Raw genomic sequence first — 18,078 nt, 5'->3', positions numbered from 1 at the left:
ATGACTGCTGACGAATCGTCCCTGCACATCGGCTTCGATGTCACGCGGACCAAGGCCCTCCTGCGTGTCGCCGAGCCATACCGCAGCGATCTCACGCGGCTCTCAGCCAAGTTTCCCAGCGGCAGTCCGCGTGGCCGCCTCGCCCTGGAGCTGGACCTCGATGACTTCCTGGTAGGTATCGACGCCCTGGCGGACTGGCCCCACCCGGAAGGCGTGGTGTGGTCGGACGAACTCAGCGCCCTGGTCGGGGAAGTACTCGATGACGCCGACCGTGCCGAGGAGCAGCTCCAGTCGCCCCAGACGGCTGGGATGTGGGACGAAGGTGCTGCGTATACGGCGCTCGGTGCAGGCTGGTGTGCCGCCCTCACGGAGTTTCAGCGCAGGGACCTCGCACGGCTGCTGTCCCTCCGGCACGGTGCCAACTTCAGCGTCCCCGGTGCCGGGAAGACCCGCGTCGGCCTGGCGGTATACGCGGCGATGCGCGAGCGCGGAGAGGTCCACCGACTTCTGGTAGTCAGCCCTAAGTCCGCTTACGAGTCGTGGCTCTCCGAGAGTGAGCTGTGTTTCAACGAACCGCCGCGTACGGTTGTTATGGGGAAGAGCCCTGATCACAGGGCCGAGATCCTGATCATCAACTATGAGCGCCTTGACCGGTCGCTGGCGGCCTTGGCGGACTGGCTGCGGGGCACGCCGTCCATGATGATCCTGGATGAAGCGCACCGGATGAAGCTGGGAGCGCGGGGGACGTATGGCAGCGCCTGCATGGCGCTTGGCCCGCTCACCCGCCGGCGCCTCATCCTGACAGGTACTCCGGCTCCGAACGGGGCCCGGGACCTGGAGAATCTGCTGTCGTTCGTCTGGCCCGGCCATGGGCGCAGGGTGGTGACCGAGGCGGTCGCGGGCGGCGATCTAGCGTACGCGAGTTCCGTGCTGAGGCCGCTGTTCACGCGGACGACGAAGAAGGAGCTGGGGCTGCCGCCCTTCGAGACCCGGATCCGGCGCCTCAAGATGCCGGAACTGCACCGTGAGGTGTACGACGCGCTGGTGGGCCGGTTCACAGCGAGGGCGGAAGCATCGCGGGATGAGTTCGATGCCCTGGGGAAGGCCATGCTCCGGCTTCTGATGGCGGCCACCAGCCCGGCGCTGCTTATCGAGGGCGAGAGTCGCCACGAGCCTCTGGTTTATCAAGTTCCGCCGCTCAAAGTGCCAGAAGGCGAATCCTTGTATGCGTTGATGCGCAACCTGCCGGCGCACGAGCTGTCGCCTAAGTACAAAGAGGCTCTCAATATTGTCGCGGCCAATGCCGCGATGGGACGCAAAACCCTTGTGTGGACCACCTTTGTCCGCAGCATCACCACCATGGAAACTCTGTTCAGTGCGTACCGGCCGGCAGTCGTCCACGGCGGTACGCCAGACCGTGAAGAGCAGATCAGGCGGTTCCGCGAGGATCCCGACTGCCACGTACTCCTGTCCAACCCGGCAACTCTCGGTGAGGGCATCAGCCTCCACCACATCTGCCATGACGCGGTGTATGTCGACCGCGACTTCATGGCGGGCCGTTTCCTGCAGAGTCTGGACCGCATTCACCGTCTCGGACTGGCCCCCGGTACGCAGACGCGCGTCACCGTGCTCGCCGTCGAAGGCACGATCGATGAGGTGGTCGCCATGCGGCTTGAGGAGAAACTTGAATTCATGGGGCGCATTCTGGACGATCCCGCCGTCCAGCAGTTGGCCGACCTGGAAGACGAGCCCTCCGGCGCGGCGGGGATGGACATGGCTGACGTCCGCGCTCTGCTGAATCACGTCAGTGCTGTCGCCGCCCACTGAAGCGACGCGCCGTGCGGCGCGCCGCTGGCTGGCTGAGCTGCGCGTCGCCGGGGTGCCACGGGTACGGGCGCTTCTCACCCATCACCCGGATTACGCGGATCTCACCCCTGCCCAGTACGCGGAGGGCCTTGCCTGGCTCAGGCGTACAGGCATGGTGACCACCGCGGGACGGCCCGTCGTGGACATCGGAGAGAGTGAGGCGACGGACGGCGAGCCCCCGGTGGTGTGGAGCAGGGCCGGAGAGGAAGCGCGCCGGGCCGTGGGTGCCGCCGGTGAGCAGGCGCTGCTCCGGTTACTCCGCGAAGGGGGAGTGCCGCACGTGAGGCATGTGGCTGCGGAGTCCGACGCGTACGGATACGACATACAGGCAGCCCGGTTCGCCTCTGAGCGGGCGCACATCGAGGTCAAGTCGACCACTGACCCGACTCGCCTCGTGATCCACCTGACGCGTCACGAGTACGAGGTGATGGCGAAGGACGACTGCTGGTGCCTCGCCGCTGTCCTCGTCGGCAGCGACGGGCGCCCGCTGAACGTCGCGACGGTCGACCGGGCCTGGCTTCGCTCGTCCGTGCCCGCCGACCAGTCGGGGCACGGCCGCTGGGAGTCCGTTCGGCTGGAGGTACCGGGTCATGCCGTGACGGCAGGGCTGTGCACGGACGTGTGGCGGTTGCTCCCGGAGGCGCTGCTGCCCCTGTGCCCTGTCTGGCACGGGGCCTGCGGCAGACAAATGGGATCAGGCCAGCACTAGCTCGTTTGTTCGAATATGCTGGGCTCCGTGCCGGAGGTGAAGCCCTGCTTCGTCTGCCGAGGCTGCCGCAGGGCACGTCTCGGGGGAAGCCTCCGGCCGGTGGGGGCAGGTAGGCTCTTCCAGTCTTGCCTGTCAATATTGGCCTGTTCTGGCCCGGCGAGGCTCGAACGCTGAACGTGCGAATGAGGAGACCGGAGCCGATGGGTCCCAGTGACGACGTGCTGACCTCGATCGAGATCTGCGCGGGGGCTGGAGGGCAGGCCATCGGTCTGCACCAGGCCGGTTTCAAGCATCTCGCGCTGGTGGAGATCGATCCGTATGCCTCGCAGACGCTCCAGGAGAACATCGCTTCCCTGGAAGAGTGGAAGTGGGAGCGAGATTACTGCGATGTCATCTCTGGCGATGTGAACCACTTCGTTCCCATCGCTTCCGGGGGTGATCGCGAGCCTGACCTGAAGAAGGCGCAGAAGTATCTGGGAAGACCTCTCGGTAAGGGGGAGCTGCACCTTCTCGCGGGCGGCGTGCCATGCCCGCCCTTCTCGCACGCTGGCAAGCAACTCGGGAAGGATGATGAGCGCGACCTCTTCCCGCGCATTCTTGAGCTTGCTGACGAGCTTCGCCCTGAAGCGGTAATGATCGAGAACGTGCGCGGTATCAAGGACGCGAAATTCGAGGAGTACCGCACCTATATCGAAGCGCGCCTTCAGGGTGGCTGGGCTACTCACCCGGTCACGGGCATTGTTGAGGACTTCGAGGGGCTTGGCTACCGGGTCTGCGAGTGGGAGGTCCTGGAAGCCAGTGATTTTGGCGTTCCCCAGCTGCGCCCCCGGGCCGTTCTGGTAGCCATCCGCAAGGATGTGCTCGGTGACCTGAAGTTCGTATGGCCGACGGCCACGGGAATCCCGGTAAGTGTTTTTCAGGCGCTCAAAGATTCCATGAAGGCCCGGTATGCCCCCTTTAAGAAAATGGGCGGGGAAATCGCGGATCTGGCGAAAGAATGCCACGAGAACTGGAAAGTAAAGGCGCGGCAGGCTGAGGAGAAAAAGGATTTTGGTGTAGCTCCCACCCTGGTTGGCGGCTCGAAGAAACACGGTGGCGCCGACCTCGGGCCGAGCCGCGCGAAGACCGCCTGGGGGCTTCTGGGCGTTTCCGGTGTGGGAGTTGCCAACTCCCACGAGGAAGGCATGAGGAAGAAGTCCTGGGACCGGGATCTTTTCCGGAAGGAAGGTCCCATGCTCACGGTCGACCAGGCCGCGATCATTCAGGGTTTCCCGGCCAACTGGAAATTCTCCGGTGGAAAGACCGCACAGTACCGGCAGGTTGGGAATGCCTTTCCCCCGCCCGTCGCCGCCGCAGTAGGCAAGGCCATCGCGGACGTGCTGCGTGCCGCCCATGAACGCGATCGCCGCAAGGCGGAGACCGCTGGGGCACTACCCGGGCAGGTGGCGCCGGCGCTCGCGGACAGTGCTGACGATCTCCAGGGCGCACACGTCTGAGTCCTGGTGTTCCCAGAACCGCAGGACGGTCCACCCGGCCTCGGCCAGCCGTTTGTCAGTGTCGCGGTCCCGGGCCATGTTCCGGGCCACTTTGTCTGACCAGTAGCCCGGGTTGGTCTTGGGCGGGACGTAGTGTTCAGGGCAGCCGTGCCAGTAACAGCCGTCAATGAACACAGCGACTTTCGCCGGACGGAAGACCAGGTCTGCCGTCCGGCGCAGGTCCGGCAGAGGCCGGGCGGCGACCCGGTAGCGCAGGCCGTTCGCATGGACGAGCCGGCGGATCAGCCGTTCCGGCTGTGTGTCGCGGCTGCGGATCGCCTGCATGTTCCGGCGGCGCGCCGCAGACGAGGCCCACGAGCCGTCTGGCGGGGTCCACTCTGCGGGGTCAGGCACTGCGGTCACTCCAGGATCACGTTCATCGCACTTCAATAGTGGCTTCACCAGGCCGGGACGAGTCGACCGCCCGGAAGCGAACGTAGGGTACCGGCTTGTCCGTCGTGCTGACGGCTGGGATGAACGCCGCAGCCAGCACGACCTTGCCGGGGTCGATACTGCCGTCTGTCACGAGATCCTCCGGCCTTCCGACGCTGGGATCGATGACCGGGTAGAGGAGCACGGCTCCACGGCGCGGCCGGTGAAACTGAGTGGCGAACGGGTCGTCGTCGCTCAGTGCGCGGAGTCCGGCGATGCGCTCGGCAGACTGGCGGTGGGCTACACCGGAGATGCGGTTGAACACGCCGCGGCCGTTCCGCTTGCGCTGGACCAGGGTGAGGGGCTGACTGCCGAGGATGCTGGCGGACACGCTGGTTGGCCCCGTGGTCTGGGGAAGGATCAGTGTCCAGTCGTCCGTAGTGCAGCCGGTGTCGCTCGTATCCCGCAGATACGCCAGATGAGGGGCGAAGAGATCCGGGCGCCCCCAGTTCAGGCCGCTCACGATGTCCAGCAGCTCGGTATGGCTGAGAACCGCCGTCCGGGCGGGGTAGCGGGTGTAGCTGCCCCGGTCGTTCCCGGGGACGGTCACGAACACGGAGAGGTCCTCGCTGAGCGCCCCCAACGCCACCCCCCAGGCCCCCACGTTCCCCCGCAGCTCCGCCGCCCCCACCGGGTACGCGGTCGGTTCCACCCACTGGCCCGGGGAGCGGATCTCCACCAGTTCGGCGTTGAACATCTTGTTGCGGGCCGACGGGCGGATCCAGGAGAGGTGCTGGGAGACCAGTGGGGGGATCTGGGCGGGGGTGACCTGGGGTTTGCCGTCCACCAGGGTCGCGTAGCGGGTCAGCTGGGCGCGGAACGTCTCCTCGTCGCGGCAGATGGCCTCGAAGGCTTCGTAGAGGTCGATCGTCCCCGTTCTGCCGACCGGGACCTCGCGGCCGATGTAGAGGCGGACCAGGTCCCGGTAGCCGGGGCGGAAGCCGAACCAGCGGCCCATCTGCATCAGGGTGTCCGCCTGCCGGGTGGCACGGAGGTAGTACGTGACCGTCAGGCCCTCCACCGTGAAGCCCCGGGAGAGCTTCGTGCCGCCGACCAGGATCTTCCACACGTGCGGGGTGCGCTCGAAGTCCAGGTCGGGCTGGTCGTAGTCCCGCTCGGTGTCGCCGTTGACCACCAGGACGGGGGTGCCGCCGGCGTTGATGAGCCGGCGGGCGGCCGAGACATAGGCCCTCAGTTCCTCGTACGACTCCGGGGTGGGCAGGTCCGCGTCGGCGAAGCGGTGGAAGTCCGAGGCGAAGAGGGCGGCCAGGCGGTCGTGGCCCTGGCGGCTGGTGTAGGCGGCCTGGTGCCACATGGTGCTGATCCGCAGGGCGAGGGCCGTGTGCTCGGCCATGCGCACCGACTCGTGGACGAGCATCGTGTGGTGCCGGAACGGCCCCTCGGGGACGCCCCGGTCGGCGCGGTACAGCTTGAGCGCGCCCGTGAGGACGAACGCGTCCATCGCCTCCTGGAGGCGGTCGCCGGTGTCCTCGTAGATGCCCCGGACGTGCGTCTCCTCCGCGGTGCCCTCGTCCGTGTCGAGGTCGTGGAAGTCCTGGACGCCCATGTAGCCGGTCGGGCGGGGCAGCGAGACGAGGAAGTCACGCGGGAAGATGTCCTCGCCGTCGCCCGGGTCCACGAAGACGTTGGCGAACGGGGTCGCGGTGTAGCCGACGTACTGGGCGCGGGGCAGCAGCCCGAGCAGCTGGGATATCTGGCCGTTGATGGCCGTACGGGTGACCTTGCCCTCCTCCCACTTCTTCGGGTCCGTGGTGTTGACCGACGCCTGGTCCGACTCGTCGTCGATGATCAGCGCGGGGATCTCGGAGAGGATCGGGCCGATCCGCCTGAGGTCCGCGATGAGCTTGCCCAGTACGGACTTGTTCTTCTTCACGACCATGATCCGGGCCGCCGCGCGGTGCAGGTTGGCCGGTGCGTACAGCGGCTCGGTGCGCGACTGCTTCTCGAATTCGAGCGCGCGGATGCCGCGCAGCAGGCTCTTGTAGTCGTCGTCCCGGGTGGTGAGGCGCTCGATGTCGAAGGCGCCGAGTGCGGAGGGCCTGCCGCCGTGGCTGACGAACTTCTCCGGCCAGTCCGCGTCCTCCTGGTAGTCGATGCCGACCAGGGCGTCCGGGTCCTCCGGGTCGGCGCCGCGCAGGATGTTCTCCCGGCCGATGAGCTCCATGTCCAGCCGGCGCTGGGTCTGGCCCCGGAGCAGGTTGAGCGTGCCGCCGAGGACGATGACCAGGCGGTATCCCGCGTCGATGGCCTTCGCGGTGACGCCGGTGAAGTTGGCGGTCTTGCCCGACTGGACGTAGCCCACCACGAGGCCGCGCGCCCCGTACGCCTCGGGGCGGGTGGGGTCGGAGAGCCGCTCGACCACGGCGTGGCTCGCCTCGTCGAGACCGGAGACCGCCGCGTCCGACCAGCCCTTGCTCCGCAGCAGCCGTTCGTACGACTTCCAGTAGAAGGAGCGCGCGGCGGCCGCGTCCCGGGTGTACCAGGAGGCGAACTCCTTGCTGATCACCGTCGGCCCGGGCTCCTTGAAAACCGGGACGGCGCTGTCGAGCGCCTTGCGCAGCCCGGGGCCGAAGCCCAGCCGGGTGTACGTGTCCGCGCGGCGCTCGTCCGTACGGGGCGGGGCCGCCGACCAGTCGGCCCGCTCCGCCAGGTCCCAGGCGGTCAGGGTGCGGTGCCACAGCGCGATCAGCCCGTCACCCGGATCCGCGCCCAGGACGCGGTCCTGGAAGTGGGAGAGCGCGGTGTCGGCGGGCTCCTCGTCCTCCGAGAGCACGAAGGCCAGCTTGGCGAAGGGCTTGGGCCCCCGTCGCATGGCGGCCAGCACATCGCCGTGCAGGGTGAACAGGTGGTCGGTCATGGCGGGCGGCTCTCTCGGATCGGCTGCGGGGACGGGCGGGCGGGGGAGGGGCGCTCAGCGCTCCGTCTCGCAACGGGCCGCCGTGACCAGGACGCTGTTCCAGAGCGCCACGTTGTCGGTGTGGACGGCGCGGACCCGTTCCTTCTGGAAGATCTCGTTGACCATCAGATAGAGCATGCTCTTGATCACCGGTGCGTCGTTCAGCCCTCCGCGCCGGCCGCCGTTGAGCACCTGCCGGTACTCCTTGTTGAGCCGCACCTCCCGCCGCTCCCGGTCGAGTTCGAAGAACACGTCGGACGGCAGGCTGTCCCAGCGGAACGCGATCGGGTCCTCGCCCTCCAGCTCCGGCAGCTCGTCGCGCAGCGTCCGCCGGAGCTTCGGGTCGATCCCCTTGCCCGCCGGGAGCACCGCCTTGCGCTGCGGCTCGGTGGCACGCCGGGCCGCCTCGCGGTACGTCAGCGCCGCCTCCTGCACGTACGCGGCGAAGGTGTGTCCGGCGGAGTCCACGGCCTGCTCCAGGCCGCGGGCGAACGCGGGGGTGACGGTCACGCCGTCCTTCTTCACCGTGAGGTTGAAGACGTCGTTCGGCGCGGACGGCAGGTCGACGGCGATCCGGGCGAGCGCGAGGTGGCTCTCCGGGCTGCGGGTGCCGTTCCAGCCGCCGGCCTGGACGAGCCGGTCGTTGCGGTAGATGTAGAAGCCCTGGCGCTCGGCGAGCGGGCCGATGCCCCGGAAGCTGACCAGCGGCGACTTCGGCGGCCAGATGTGCGCGGTCAGCGGGACCGGGCCGACGCCCTCGACGGGAGCGGTGTACGTACGGGGGTAGCCGGCGCGGCCGGGCACCCGGTAGCCGAACGGGTCGATCGGTTCGACCCCGCGATGGTCGAGCTCCTCCTTGGTCCGCACGTCCTCCACGACGATGTCGATGTTGAAGCCGTCTCGGGCCAGGAAGCGGTGGAGGTAGAGCCCGAGGTGGGTCTCCAGCTTCTCGATCGCGTCGTTGAGGTAGCGGTCGGCCTGGCCGGTGGTGATGGTCTCGAAGGCGCGGACCCGGTCCCAGCGCACGATCGTGCCGTGCCACTGGATGACCCCGTCGTAACGGTCGACGAGATCCTGGCAGTACCCGGGGTCGACGATGTCGCAGCTGAAGTCGGCCTGGGCTCGGGCCGTCAGCCAGCGGCGCCCGGTGGACGGGCTGCGCTTGGTGCGGCTGATCACGGTGAGCGAGTCGGCGTGCGACAGGGACGCCGCCTTGAGCCCGGCGCCGAAGTGGCCGAGCGCCGTGTCGTCGTAGCCCTGTCTGCCGCCCACGGTCATCGCGGTGTCCAGCGCGGCGTCGTCCATGCCGCAGCCGTCGTCGATGACGAGGAGGCTGACCAGCCGGTCGTCGTCGCGCAGCAGGCTGACGACGACGTTACGGGCACCCGCGTCGATGGAGTTGTCCACGAGGTCGGCGATGGCCGCCTCGAATCCGTATCCCTGGTGCGTCAGCGACTCGACGTACCGGGCGGCGGGCGGGAGCCGTTTGGTGCCGGTGGTGGGGACCTCGAACTGCCAGTCGGCAGAGGGCTGATACGGCACCATGAAGCCTTCCTCGCGCACACAGAGCTGAGACCTGCGTGGGGAGGTGCGGCCCTGATGAGTAGATGCGATGTGATGGTATTGCAAAGGTGGGACAGCCGGGAATACCGGTGACAAATGCGTCCGCGTTACGCCGTCACCGCCCCAGCACCCGCACGAACCCCACCCCCCGCTCCCCGTTCAGCGCCACCGCCTCCCCCGTCTCCACGAAGCCGGCCCTCCTCAGCACCCCGTGCGACGCCGCGTTCCGCACCGCCGCCCTCGCGGTGAGCCGCGTCAGGCCGTACGTCGTGCGGCACAGCGCGAAGAGGTCGTGCACGGCGGTCGTCGCCAGGCCCCTGCCCGTGGCCTTCTCCGCGAGGCGGAAGCCGAGTTCGGCCGTGCCGGCGGTGGCGTCCATCAGGTTGAAGCGGCCCAGGACCTCGCTCGTGTCCTCCGCCACCAGGACGTGGAAGTGGCAGGTCCCCGCGGCCTGTTCGGCGAGCAGCGCATCGTGGCGGGGCGGGTAGTCGGCGAAGTAGGCGTCGCCGCGGTCCGGGACCGACGCGGCGAAGAACGCGCGGTTGGCCTTCTCGAACGCGAGGACGGCCGGGGCGTGGTCGGGGCGCAGGCGCTGGAGTTCGGGCATGGGGGCAGGGTACGGAGCCGGGGTGTACCCGGACATCCGCATTCCGGCCGCCCCACACCGCCCAGGAGCCCCGCCCCCGGTTGCAGCCCCAAGCCCGCGTGCTCCCCCCGCAGCCCCCGCCCCCGGGGGCAGCCGCAGCCCGTGCGCCCCCGCCCCGGACTGCGGTCCCCTACACCCGCCCCCCATGGCACCCCCGGTACGACTCCCCCGACCCGCACCAGCACTCCGCGCTCTTCGCCGGGGGCCACGGCACCGCACGGCCGCGTGCGGCCAGGGTCGTGGCGTATTGGGGGAGGAGGTCCGGGTCGGCCGGGGAGGCGGATTCGGAGGCGGCGAAGGCCTCGTAGGAGGGGACCGTGCCGCGGACGATGCCGAGGTTCGGGGTGCCCGCCGCCTGGAGGTCGCGCAGGGCCGTCTCCAGGCGGGCCAGGTGGTCCGGGTGGGAGGCGTATTCGCTGCCCAGGCGGGGGTACGCCGTGAGGAGCTCGCGGAATTCGGCGGCCGGCCAGTGCAGCACCGCCACCGGGAAGGGGCGCGACAACGCCGTGCGGTAGGTGCCCAGCTCGGCACGGAGGCGGGTGATCTCGGCGCGCAGCTCGCCCGGGTCCGAGGAGCCCAGGGACCACAGCCGCTTCGGGTCGTGGAGCTCGTCCAGCGGGACCGCCGCCGTGTGCAGCGTGTCCGCGAGCTCGTCCCAGGCGTCGTGCCCGACGCCCATCAGACGGCGCACCCGGTGGCGGCCGGTCAGCAGCGACTGGGTCGCGTACGGGACCTCCTCGCCGGGGGCGATCAGCAGGCGCAGGGCCGTGGAGAAGAGGTCGTGCGCCGCTTCCAGCTCGTCGTGGGCCTCCAGCGTCTCCGCCGCGATCTCCCACGGGGCCGCCTCCTGCGGGGCCGCCACCCGGACGCCTTCGATCAGCGCGCGGGCCTCCGCCTCGTGGCCGTACTCCCACAGGTTCGCGGCGCTGAGCGCCTTCACCAGGTGCGGGTGCTCGGTGCCGGGGTCGGCGAGCAGGTCGTCGTAGAGCGTCGCGGCGCGGTCGCGGTCGCCGCCGAGTTCCAGGTGGGCCGCCGCCTGGAGGAGCAGCGGTTCGTGGTCCTCGGGGTACTGCGCCGCGGTGCGGAGCAGACGCTCGGCTTCGGAGATGTGGTCGGCAGGAGTCTCGGGGCGCATGCACCACACCGTACTGCTGTGCGGGGGCGCGACGGGGGCTACTCCCTGGGCTCCGGGCACGCCGCCGACCCTCTAACGTGTCTCCACGTGCTCAGACGACGTCCGCAGTTGTTGTGGTTGCTGGTCCCCTACGTGCTCTACCTCGGGGCGCTGCCGTTCGTGAACCGGGTCCGGCCCGTCGTTCTCGGGCTGCCGTTCCTCTTCCTCTGGCTGCTCGGGGCGACCTTGCTGACCCCCGTCGCCGTGTGGCTGACCCGGCGGGGTGACCGCCGGTGAACGCCGCCGTCGCGACCTCCGTCTTCGGGGTCTTCATGGTCGCCACCGTCGCCCTGGGGCTGCTCGCCGTACGCGGCGGACGCGGCGGCGGGCTCGCCGAGTGGTCGGTGGGCGGGCGCAGCCTCGGGGCCGTCTTCATCTGGGTGCTGATGGCCGGTGAGGGCTACACCAGCTTCAGCTACCTCGGCGCCGCCGGCTGGGGCTACAACTACGGGGCGCCCGTCCTCTACGTCGTCGCGTACATGTCCTGCGGGTACGCCGTCGGCTACGTCGTGGGGCCGATGCTGTGGGCGTACGCGCGCAGGCACGGTCTCGTCGGGATCACCGACATGGTGGCGCACCGCTTCGGGCGGCCCTGGCTCGGCGCGCTCGTCGCCGTCCTGGCGACCGTGTTCCTGCTGCCGTACATCCAGCTCCAGATCACCGGCATGGGCGTCGTCGTCTCCACGATCTCGTACGGGGCCATCAGCCTGAACTGGGCGTACTTCATCGCCTTCGCCGTCACCACCGGCTTCGTCGTCGTCAGCGGGCTGCGCGGCAGCGCGTGGGTGTCCGTGCTGAAGGACCTGCTGGTGATCGTCACGCTCGGCTTCCTCGCGGTCTACGTGCCCGTGCACTACTTCGACGGCTACGGGCCCTTCCTCGACCGGCTCGTCACCGAGAAGAGCGAGTGGCTGACCTTCCCCGGCCACGGGGACAGCGGCCTCGGGCAGGCGTGGTTCATCACCACGTCGTTCCTGAACTCGCTCACCGTCGTGATCTTCCCGACCACCGTCGCCGGCTACCTCGGCGCATCGAGCGCGGACGTGCTCCGCCGCAACGCGATGTGGCTGCCCGCCTACAACGTCCTGCTCTTCGTCCCGATGCTGCTCGGCATGGCGGCGCTGTTCGTGGTGCCGGGGCTGGTCGGGGCCGAGTCCAACCTCGCTCTCTTCAAGCTGGTCACGGACTCGCTGCCCGCCTGGTCCGTCGGGGTCGTCGGGGTCGCCGCAGCGCTCTCCTCGATCGTGCCCATGGCCGTGTTCATGCTGGTCATCGGCACGATGTGGGGCCGCAGCGTGCTCTCGCTCGTGCCCCGCTGGGAGCGCGGGCAGAAGGGCGCCGCGCAGCTGGTCGTCGTGGTCGCGGGCTCCCTGGCGCTGCTCCTCACGTACACGGCTCCCAACACCCTCGTACGCCTGTCGCTCATCTCGTACGAGGGCATGGCGCAGCTGCTCCCCATGGTGCTGCTGGGGCTGATGTGGCGGCGGCTGACGCTGCTCGGGGCGCTGTCCGGGCTCGCCGTCGGGGTCGGTGTGGTGTGCGGGTTCGTGTTCACGGAGCACGATCCGGTGTGGGGCGTGAACGCGGGGATCGTCGCCCTCGCCGCCAACCTGGCCGTCGCGCTCGCGGTGACGTACGCGGGTCCGCGCGAGCGCGACGAACGGCCGGACGAGGAGGTGCTGGCCCGGGACGAGCTGGAGGCGGACCGCGTGGTCGTCAACGTACGTTGACCGGTGCGGCCGGTCGTGTATAACGGATGGACCGACAGCAGCGGATACGGAAGGGAGGCACCGTCCATGGACACCGACGCCATGAGCCGCGTACGCGACGGTCTCTCCCGCGTCCTGCGCCCCGCCGGGCTGCTGCTCTTCCTCCTCACCGAGGTGCTCCTCGCCGAGGGCGGCAGCCTCTCCGCCGCCGTCGCGCTCGCCGCCACCGCTGCCGCCGGCACCGCGCTCGTCGCCTGCTCGGTCATCAGCGCCCGCTGCGCCGCCCCGGTGCCCCGCACCCGGGTGCGCACCGCCATGCGCGACCGGGAGAAGCGCACCGCGTTCCTCCCGCAACGGGACCCGGACGCCCAGGGACGCCGCCGCCCCCGAGCGCCGGGGCACGCCCTCCTGACGGCCGCGTAGGGACCCACAGCGGCGCCCTCGCGGACCCGTCACGCCGAAGCACGTTCTCCTCGCTTCCCGCATGACGAGACCCCGGAGGGCTCACCCATGTCCGCCTTCATGTCCGCCTTCGCCGGCCTGGTCGGCGCCCTCGCCGACCTGCTCCACCCGCTCTTCCGGAGCGCGTCCACCGCCGCCGCGATCGTCCTGTTCACCGCGCTCGTCCGGCTCGCCGTGCACCCCCTCTCGCGGGCCGCCGCACGCGGGCAGAAGGCCCAGCGCCGCCTCCAGCCGCAGATCGCCGAGCTGCGCAAGAAGCACGGCAAGGACCGCGAGCGGATGCAGCAGGCGCTGATGGAGCTGCACCGCGAGGAGAAGGTCTCCCCGTTCTCCGGCTGCCTGCCGAGCCTCCTCCAGATGCCGGCGTTCTTCCTGCTCTACCACCTCTTCTCCAGCCAGAAAATCGGCGGCGAGGCCAACTCGCTCCTCGGCCACCAGCTCTTCGACGCCCCGCTCGGCGAGCGCTGGCACGACGCGCTGGGCCACGGCGGGCTCTTCGGGGCGCAGGGCCTCGTCTACCTGGGCCTCTTCGCGATCGTGGCGGCCGTCGCCACCTTCAACTACGGGCGTACGAAGCGTCAGATGGCCGCCAACCCGGTGACCCCGCCCACCGGCCCGGACGGGCAGCCCGTGCCGGGCATGGGGGCGATGAACCAGCTCATGCCGCTGATGTCCTTCTTCACCCTCTTCACCGTCGCCTTCGTGCCGCTGGCCGCCGCGCTGTACGTCGTCACCAGCACGACCTGGACCGCGGTCGAGCGGGCCTTCCTGTACCGCGACATGCCCGCACCGGGGGCCGCGGTCGCCCCGGCCGCGTAACGACGGCGCCGAGGGGCGACGCCGGTCCGGTCCAGGTGGTGAACAGGGTCTTGCGGAGTGATCGGACGTCTTGGAGGATCGGACAAGCCTGCGATGGCCGCCACCCATCCGACGGGCCTGATCCCGACCGAGGAGAACGACTCTTGAAGCTGCTTCGTGTGGGTACGGCGGGCGCGGAACGACCGGCGCTGCTGGACGAGGACGGAACCCTGCGCGACCTGGCGGGCATCGTCCCCGACATCGACGGCGCCCTGCTCGCCGACGACGACGCGCTCGCCCGGGTGCGTGCCGCCGCCGCCGCGCCCGGCGGGCTGCCGGCGCTCGACGCCGAGGGGCTGCGGGTGGGCCCGCCGCTCGCCCGGATCGGCAAGATCGTGTGCGTCGGGCTGAACTACCACGACCACGCCACGGAGACCGGGGCGCCGATCCCGGACGAGCCGATCCTGTTCTTCAAGGCCCCGGACACCGTCGTCGGGCCCGAGGACACCGTGCTCGTGCCGCGCGGCAGCGCGAAGACCGACTGGGAGGTCGAACTCGCCGTCGTCATCGGGCGCACCGCGCGCTACCTGGAGACGGCCGAGGAAGGGCTCGCCCACGTCGCCGGGTACGCGGTCGCGCACGACGTCTCCGAGCGCGAGTTCCAGATCGAGCGCGGCGGCACCTGGGACAAGGGCAAGAACTGCGAGACGTTCAACCCGCTCGGCCCCTGGCTGGTCACCGCCGACGAGATCGCCGACCCGCAGGCGCTCCCGCTGAGGCTCTGGGTCAACGGCGAGCTGAAGCAGGACGGCACCACCGCCGACCAGATCTTCCCGGTCGGCGAGGTCGTCCGCTACGTGAGCCGCTTCATGACGCTCTACCCGGGCGACGTCATCAACACCGGCACCCCGGCGGGCGTCGCCATGGGGCAGCCCGAGCCCAAGCCGTACCTGCGGGCGGGCGACGTCGTGGAGCTGGAGATCGAGGGGCTGGGCCGGCAGCGCCAGGAGCTGAAGGACGCCTAGGGACGCCTAGGGGCGCCCGCGCCGGATACATCGGAGGGGTGGGGGCCGTCCGTACCCGGACCCCACCCCTCCGCGCGGGTCAGCCGTCGATCCGCGTCACGAACCGCTCCAGCGCCTCCACCACCAGCGCGTGGTCCTCCGCCTGCGGCAGCCCCGAGACGGTCACCGAGCCGATGACGCCCGCGCCCTCGACCGCGATCGGGAACGAGCCGCCGTGCGCCGCGTACACGTCCGGGTCGAGACGGGACGCCTCGTCGAACGTCGTCCCCTTCGCCCGGAACCGCGTCCCCACCAGGTACGAGCTCTCCCCGTACCGCTCGACCACCCGGCGCTTGCGGTCGATCCACGCGTCGTTGTCCGCGCTCGAACCGGGCAGGGCCGCGTGGAACAGCTGCTGCGCCCCGCGCCGGATGTCGATCGCGACGGGGGCGTGCCGCTCCCGGGCCAGCGAGACCAGCAGCCCGCCGAGCGCGTAGGCGTCGTCGTAGCCGAAGTGCGGCAGGGTGAGCCGGCGCTCCTGGGCGATCAGCTCGGAGATGGTCGGAGCGGTGGGCTTCATACGGGCTGCTCCTCGGGGGCGTGGGCGGGCGGGGGTACGGGGGTGCCGGCGCCGGCCGGCCGCAGGGTGACGGTGACCCCCTCGCGGGCCGAGCGGCGGGCCGCCTCCAGGACGTCCAGGGCCTCGGCGGCCTGGCGGGCGGTCACCGGATTGTCGCCCCTCCCGCGCAGCGCGTCGGTGACCGCCGCGTAGTACGCCGGGTAGTCGCCCGGGAGCGTGCGGACCGGGGTGCCGCCGCCCGTGAGCGGGGACTCGCCCGCGCCGAGCCGGCCCCACAGCTCCTCGCCCTCCTCGCCCCACGGCTCGCCCGGGGCCGGCCGGGCGCCCTCGCGCAGGGCGGCCTCCTGGGGATCGAGTCCGTACTTCACATACCCGGCGGCCGACCCGAGCACCCGGAAGCGCGGGCCGAGCTGGGGCGTCGCGGCGCTCACGTACAGGTGCGAGCGCACCCCCGAGGTGTGGGTGACCGCGACGAACGTGTCGTCGTCGGCCGCCGCGCCCGGGCGCCGCAGGTCCGTCTCCGCGTACACCTGGGCCGCCGGGCCGAACAGGGTCAGCGCCTGGTCGACCACATGGCTGCCCAGGTCGTACAGCAGGCCGCCGATCTCGCGCGGGTCGCCCGACTCGCGCCAGCCGCCCTTCAGCCGCGGGCGCCACCGCTCGAACCGGGACTCGAAGCGCCGCACCTCGCCGAGGGCGCCGTCCGCGAGGAGCGCGCGCAGGGTGAGGAAGTCGTTGTCCCAGCGGCGGTTCTGGAAGACCGAGAGCAGCAGCCCGCGCTCCTCGGCCAGCGCCGCCAGCTCGCGCGCCTCGGCCGCCGTGCCCGCGACCGGCTTGTCCACGACCACCGGAAGCCCGGCCTCCAGGGCCGCCCGCGCGAGCGGTACGTGCGTCCTGTTCGGCGACGCGATCACGATCAGGTCCAGCTCGTCCGCCCGCCGCCACAGCTCGTCGGGGGAGTCGGCGAACCGTACGTCCGGGTGGGCGGCGCGGGCCTGGGCGCGCCGCTCCTCGTCGCGGGTGACGACCGTGTCGAGGACCAGTCCTTCGGTGGCCGTGATCAGCGGGGCGTGGAAGACGGACCCCGCCAGGCCGTAGCCGACGAGTCCGACGCGCAAGGTGGTCATGCCGTCCACTTTGGCAACGCTGTTGCCTAAGTGCAAGCGCGGGCCACAATGGGTCCGTGAACAGGAGCAGCACCGGCGCGAACCTCCCCGCTCTGCGCAGCCACAACGCGGCCCTCGTCCTCGGCCTGCTGCGGGTGGCCGGCGAGCGCGGCATCAGCCGGCTCGAACTCGCCGAGCGCACCGGGCTCACCCCGCAGGCCGTCAGCAAGATCACCGCCCGGCTGCGGGCCGAGGGCCTGGCCGCCGAGGCGGGCCGCCGCGCCTCCACCGGCGGCAAGCCCCGCACCGTGCTGCGGCTCGTCCCCGAGGCGGGGCACGCGGTGGGGCTGCATCTGGACCGCGACGGGCTGACCGTGGTCCTGGTCGACCTCGCGGGCACGGTCACCGAGAGCGGTACGGCTCCGCTGGACCTCGGGGCCCCGGCGGACGAGGTGCTGACCGCCGCCGCCGGGGCGGTCGCCGCCGTGCGGGGGGACGGGGCGCTTCCGGTGCTCGGGGTGGGCGTCGCGGCCCCGGGGCCGCTGGACCACCGGGGCGGGGTGCTGCACCGCGTCACGGGGTTCCCGCAGTGGGACGGCTACCCGCTGCGGGACGCGCTCGCCGCCCGGACCGGGCTGCCCGTGGTCCTCGACAAGGACACCAACGCCGCCGCGCTCGGCCTCGCCCTCGGCGCGGAGGGCCCCGCCGACTTCGCGTACCTCCACCTCGGCACCGGCCTCGGCGCGGGGCGCGTCCTCGGTGGCGCGGTGCACCGGGGGGAGCGGACCGGGGCGGGCGAGTTCGGGCACCAGACCGTGCAGCTGGACGGCCTCCGGTGCGGCTGCGGCGGGCGCGGCTGCCTGGAGGCGCTGTGCCTGGCCGCCGTCCGCCGGGGCGACGCGGCCGAGGCGGCGAGGGTGCTCGGGACCGGCGCCGCCAACCTCGTCGGGCTGCTCGACATCGACCGCGTGGTCCTGGGCGGGCGCACGGTCGCCGCCGACCCCGACACCTACGTACGCGGAGTGCGCGCGGTCCTGGACGACCGCTCCCGCCGCGACGGGGCGCGCGGCACCCCGGTCCCGGTCACCGCCCACCGCGAGGGCGACCGCCCGGTCGCGGAGGGCGCGGCACAGCTGGTACTGGCCCCGCTGTTCGGACGGGTGAGCACGGAGGGGGCACCTGCGGCGGGCTGCCGGGTGGGGGGGCGGAGGGGGCGCGCGGTGGGTTGACGTGGGGGCGCTTCGGGTCGCCCGCCGCTTTGTTGCCCCGGTTCGACCTCGCGTTGCTCGCCGCCTTGTTGCCCCGGTTCGGCTTCGTGGGCCCCGCCTCTCCGCCGCCGGTCGGGCCTCGCGTCCGGGCCGACCCCGGCGTCGTCCGCCGCTTTGTCGCATCGGTCCGGCCCCGCGTTCGGGTCGACCCCCGCCGCGTCCGCCGCTTGGTCGTCCCGGTTCGGCCTTGCGTCGCACGCCCTCCGCCGCCCGGTCCGGCCCTGCGTCGGGCGGACTTCCGCCCCCTCCGCCGCCTCGGTTCGGCCTGGCGTGGCACGGCCTCTCCGCCGCCCGGTCCGGCTCGCGTCC

At 71.2% G+C, this 18,078-nt stretch carries 16 protein-coding genes; 9 read left to right on the top strand and 7 right to left on the bottom strand.

Annotation, left to right across the window (positions count from 1 at the left end; translation table 11 throughout):
- From FKN01_RS03210 to FKN01_RS03200, 3 genes are all read left to right on the top strand, one after another.
- A complete protein-coding gene (locus FKN01_RS03210) occupies positions 1 to 1,827 on the top strand; it encodes a DEAD/DEAH box helicase (protein WP_143616151.1) in 1,827 nt (608 codons plus the stop codon).
- Between the two features lie 151 nt (positions 1,828 to 1,978).
- Entirely contained in the window at positions 1,979 to 2,575 is a 597-nt protein-coding gene (locus FKN01_RS03205; RefSeq protein WP_143616150.1) for a protein NO VEIN domain-containing protein, read from the top strand.
- A 200-nt stretch (positions 2,576 to 2,775) separates the two neighbouring features.
- Positions 2,776 to 4,071: a DNA cytosine methyltransferase gene (locus tag FKN01_RS03200; protein ID WP_143616149.1), complete on the top strand. Its 1,296-nt coding sequence runs from the start codon at positions 2,776 to 2,778 to the stop codon at positions 4,069 to 4,071.
- Here FKN01_RS03200 and FKN01_RS03195 read toward each other — a convergent pair.
- The 5 genes from FKN01_RS03195 to FKN01_RS03175 all read right to left on the bottom strand — a co-directional run bounded on the left by FKN01_RS03195 (position 4,006) and on the right by FKN01_RS03175 (position 10,803).
- Positions 4,006 to 4,464: a very short patch repair endonuclease gene (locus FKN01_RS03195; protein ID WP_143616148.1), complete on the bottom strand. Its 459-nt coding sequence runs from the start codon at positions 4,462 to 4,464 to the stop codon at positions 4,006 to 4,008. The two genes, FKN01_RS03200 and FKN01_RS03195, sit on opposite strands and share 66 nt — an antisense overlap.
- A gap of 22 nt (positions 4,465 to 4,486) precedes the next feature.
- The gene (locus tag FKN01_RS03190; RefSeq protein WP_143616147.1) at positions 4,487 to 7,420 is read right to left on the bottom strand and encodes a Z1 domain-containing protein; all 2,934 of its coding nucleotides are present in this window, start codon (positions 7,418 to 7,420) and stop codon (positions 4,487 to 4,489) included.
- 54 nt (positions 7,421 to 7,474) lie between these two features.
- Entirely contained in the window at positions 7,475 to 9,004 is a 1,530-nt protein-coding gene (locus FKN01_RS03185) for an ATP-binding protein (protein WP_143616146.1), read from the bottom strand.
- A gap of 133 nt (positions 9,005 to 9,137) precedes the next feature.
- Complete coding sequence (locus FKN01_RS03180; protein ID WP_143616145.1) at positions 9,138 to 9,629, bottom strand: GNAT family N-acetyltransferase; 492 nt, start codon at positions 9,627 to 9,629, stop codon at positions 9,138 to 9,140.
- A gap of 169 nt (positions 9,630 to 9,798) precedes the next feature.
- Complete coding sequence (locus FKN01_RS03175) at positions 9,799 to 10,803, bottom strand: lipopolysaccharide assembly protein LapB (RefSeq protein WP_143616144.1); 1,005 nt, start codon at positions 10,801 to 10,803, stop codon at positions 9,799 to 9,801.
- Positions 10,804 to 10,920: 117 nt separating this feature from the next.
- On the opposite strand from FKN01_RS03175, the gene FKN01_RS03170 reads away from it, so the two are divergent.
- From FKN01_RS03170 to FKN01_RS03150, 5 genes are all read left to right on the top strand, one after another.
- Entirely contained in the window at positions 10,921 to 11,079 is a 159-nt protein-coding gene (locus FKN01_RS03170; protein WP_018555811.1) for a DUF3311 domain-containing protein, read from the top strand.
- The gene (locus FKN01_RS03165) at positions 11,076 to 12,572 is read left to right on the top strand and encodes a sodium:solute symporter (protein ID WP_143616143.1); all 1,497 of its coding nucleotides are present in this window, start codon (positions 11,076 to 11,078) and stop codon (positions 12,570 to 12,572) included. Before FKN01_RS03170 ends, FKN01_RS03165 begins: the two co-directional genes overlap by 4 nt.
- 66 nt (positions 12,573 to 12,638) lie before the next feature.
- A complete protein-coding gene (locus FKN01_RS03160; protein WP_143616142.1) occupies positions 12,639 to 12,974 on the top strand; it encodes a DUF6412 domain-containing protein in 336 nt (111 codons plus the stop codon).
- 87 nt (positions 12,975 to 13,061) lie between these two features.
- On the top strand, positions 13,062 to 13,832 hold the full coding sequence (locus FKN01_RS03155; protein WP_143616141.1) for a YidC/Oxa1 family membrane protein insertase: 771 nt from the start codon (positions 13,062 to 13,064) through the stop codon (positions 13,830 to 13,832).
- A gap of 143 nt (positions 13,833 to 13,975) precedes the next feature.
- Complete coding sequence (locus FKN01_RS03150) at positions 13,976 to 14,836, top strand: fumarylacetoacetate hydrolase family protein (RefSeq protein ID WP_143616140.1); 861 nt, start codon at positions 13,976 to 13,978, stop codon at positions 14,834 to 14,836.
- Positions 14,837 to 14,915: 79 nt separating this feature from the next.
- On the opposite strand, the gene FKN01_RS03145 is transcribed toward FKN01_RS03150, so the two are convergent.
- Together FKN01_RS03145 and FKN01_RS03140 are read right to left on the bottom strand one after the other, a co-directional pair.
- Positions 14,916 to 15,395 (bottom strand): heme-degrading domain-containing protein, encoded by a 480-nt coding sequence (locus FKN01_RS03145; protein ID WP_143616139.1) that lies wholly within the window; start codon positions 15,393 to 15,395, stop codon positions 14,916 to 14,918.
- A complete protein-coding gene (locus FKN01_RS03140) occupies positions 15,392 to 16,522 on the bottom strand; it encodes a Gfo/Idh/MocA family oxidoreductase (RefSeq protein ID WP_143616138.1) in 1,131 nt (376 codons plus the stop codon). The genes FKN01_RS03145 and FKN01_RS03140 overlap by 4 nt, the downstream gene beginning before the upstream one ends.
- A gap of 56 nt (positions 16,523 to 16,578) precedes the next feature.
- Between FKN01_RS03140 and FKN01_RS03135 the strand changes: the two genes are divergently transcribed.
- The gene (locus FKN01_RS03135; protein WP_143616137.1) at positions 16,579 to 17,730 is read left to right on the top strand and encodes an ROK family transcriptional regulator; all 1,152 of its coding nucleotides are present in this window, start codon (positions 16,579 to 16,581) and stop codon (positions 17,728 to 17,730) included.
- The last annotated feature ends 348 nt before the right edge of the window (positions 17,731 to 18,078 follow it).

The organism is Streptomyces sp. 130 (genome assembly GCF_007096885.1).
In the GTDB taxonomy this organism is placed as follows: domain Bacteria; phylum Actinomycetota; class Actinomycetes; order Streptomycetales; family Streptomycetaceae; genus Streptomyces.
The sequence above is the reverse complement of the archived record's forward strand: the minus strand, read 5'-3'. Positions and strand labels throughout refer to the sequence as shown.

Coding starts and splice junctions, on each gene's coding strand:
- FKN01_RS03180 (WP_143616145.1), bottom strand. CDS start 9,629: ATGCCCGAACTCCAGCGCCTGCGCCCCGACCACGCCCCGGCCGTCCTC.
- FKN01_RS03175 (WP_143616144.1), bottom strand. CDS start 10,803: ATGCGCCCCGAGACTCCTGCCGACCACATCTCCGAAGCCGAGCGTCTG.
- FKN01_RS03140 (WP_143616138.1), bottom strand. CDS start 16,522: ATGACCACCTTGCGCGTCGGACTCGTCGGCTACGGCCTGGCGGGGTCC.
- FKN01_RS03185 (WP_143616146.1), bottom strand. CDS start 9,004: ATGGTGCCGTATCAGCCCTCTGCCGACTGGCAGTTCGAGGTCCCCACC.
- FKN01_RS03200 (WP_143616149.1), top strand. CDS start 2,776: ATGGGTCCCAGTGACGACGTGCTGACCTCGATCGAGATCTGCGCGGGG.
- FKN01_RS03205 (WP_143616150.1), top strand. CDS start 1,979: ATGGTGACCACCGCGGGACGGCCCGTCGTGGACATCGGAGAGAGTGAG.
- FKN01_RS03145 (WP_143616139.1), bottom strand. CDS start 15,395: ATGAAGCCCACCGCTCCGACCATCTCCGAGCTGATCGCCCAGGAGCGC.
- FKN01_RS03190 (WP_143616147.1), bottom strand. CDS start 7,420: ATGACCGACCACCTGTTCACCCTGCACGGCGATGTGCTGGCCGCCATG.
- FKN01_RS03160 (WP_143616142.1), top strand. CDS start 12,639: ATGGACACCGACGCCATGAGCCGCGTACGCGACGGTCTCTCCCGCGTC.
- FKN01_RS03155 (WP_143616141.1), top strand. CDS start 13,062: ATGTCCGCCTTCATGTCCGCCTTCGCCGGCCTGGTCGGCGCCCTCGCC.
- FKN01_RS03210 (WP_143616151.1), top strand. CDS start 1: ATGACTGCTGACGAATCGTCCCTGCACATCGGCTTCGATGTCACGCGG.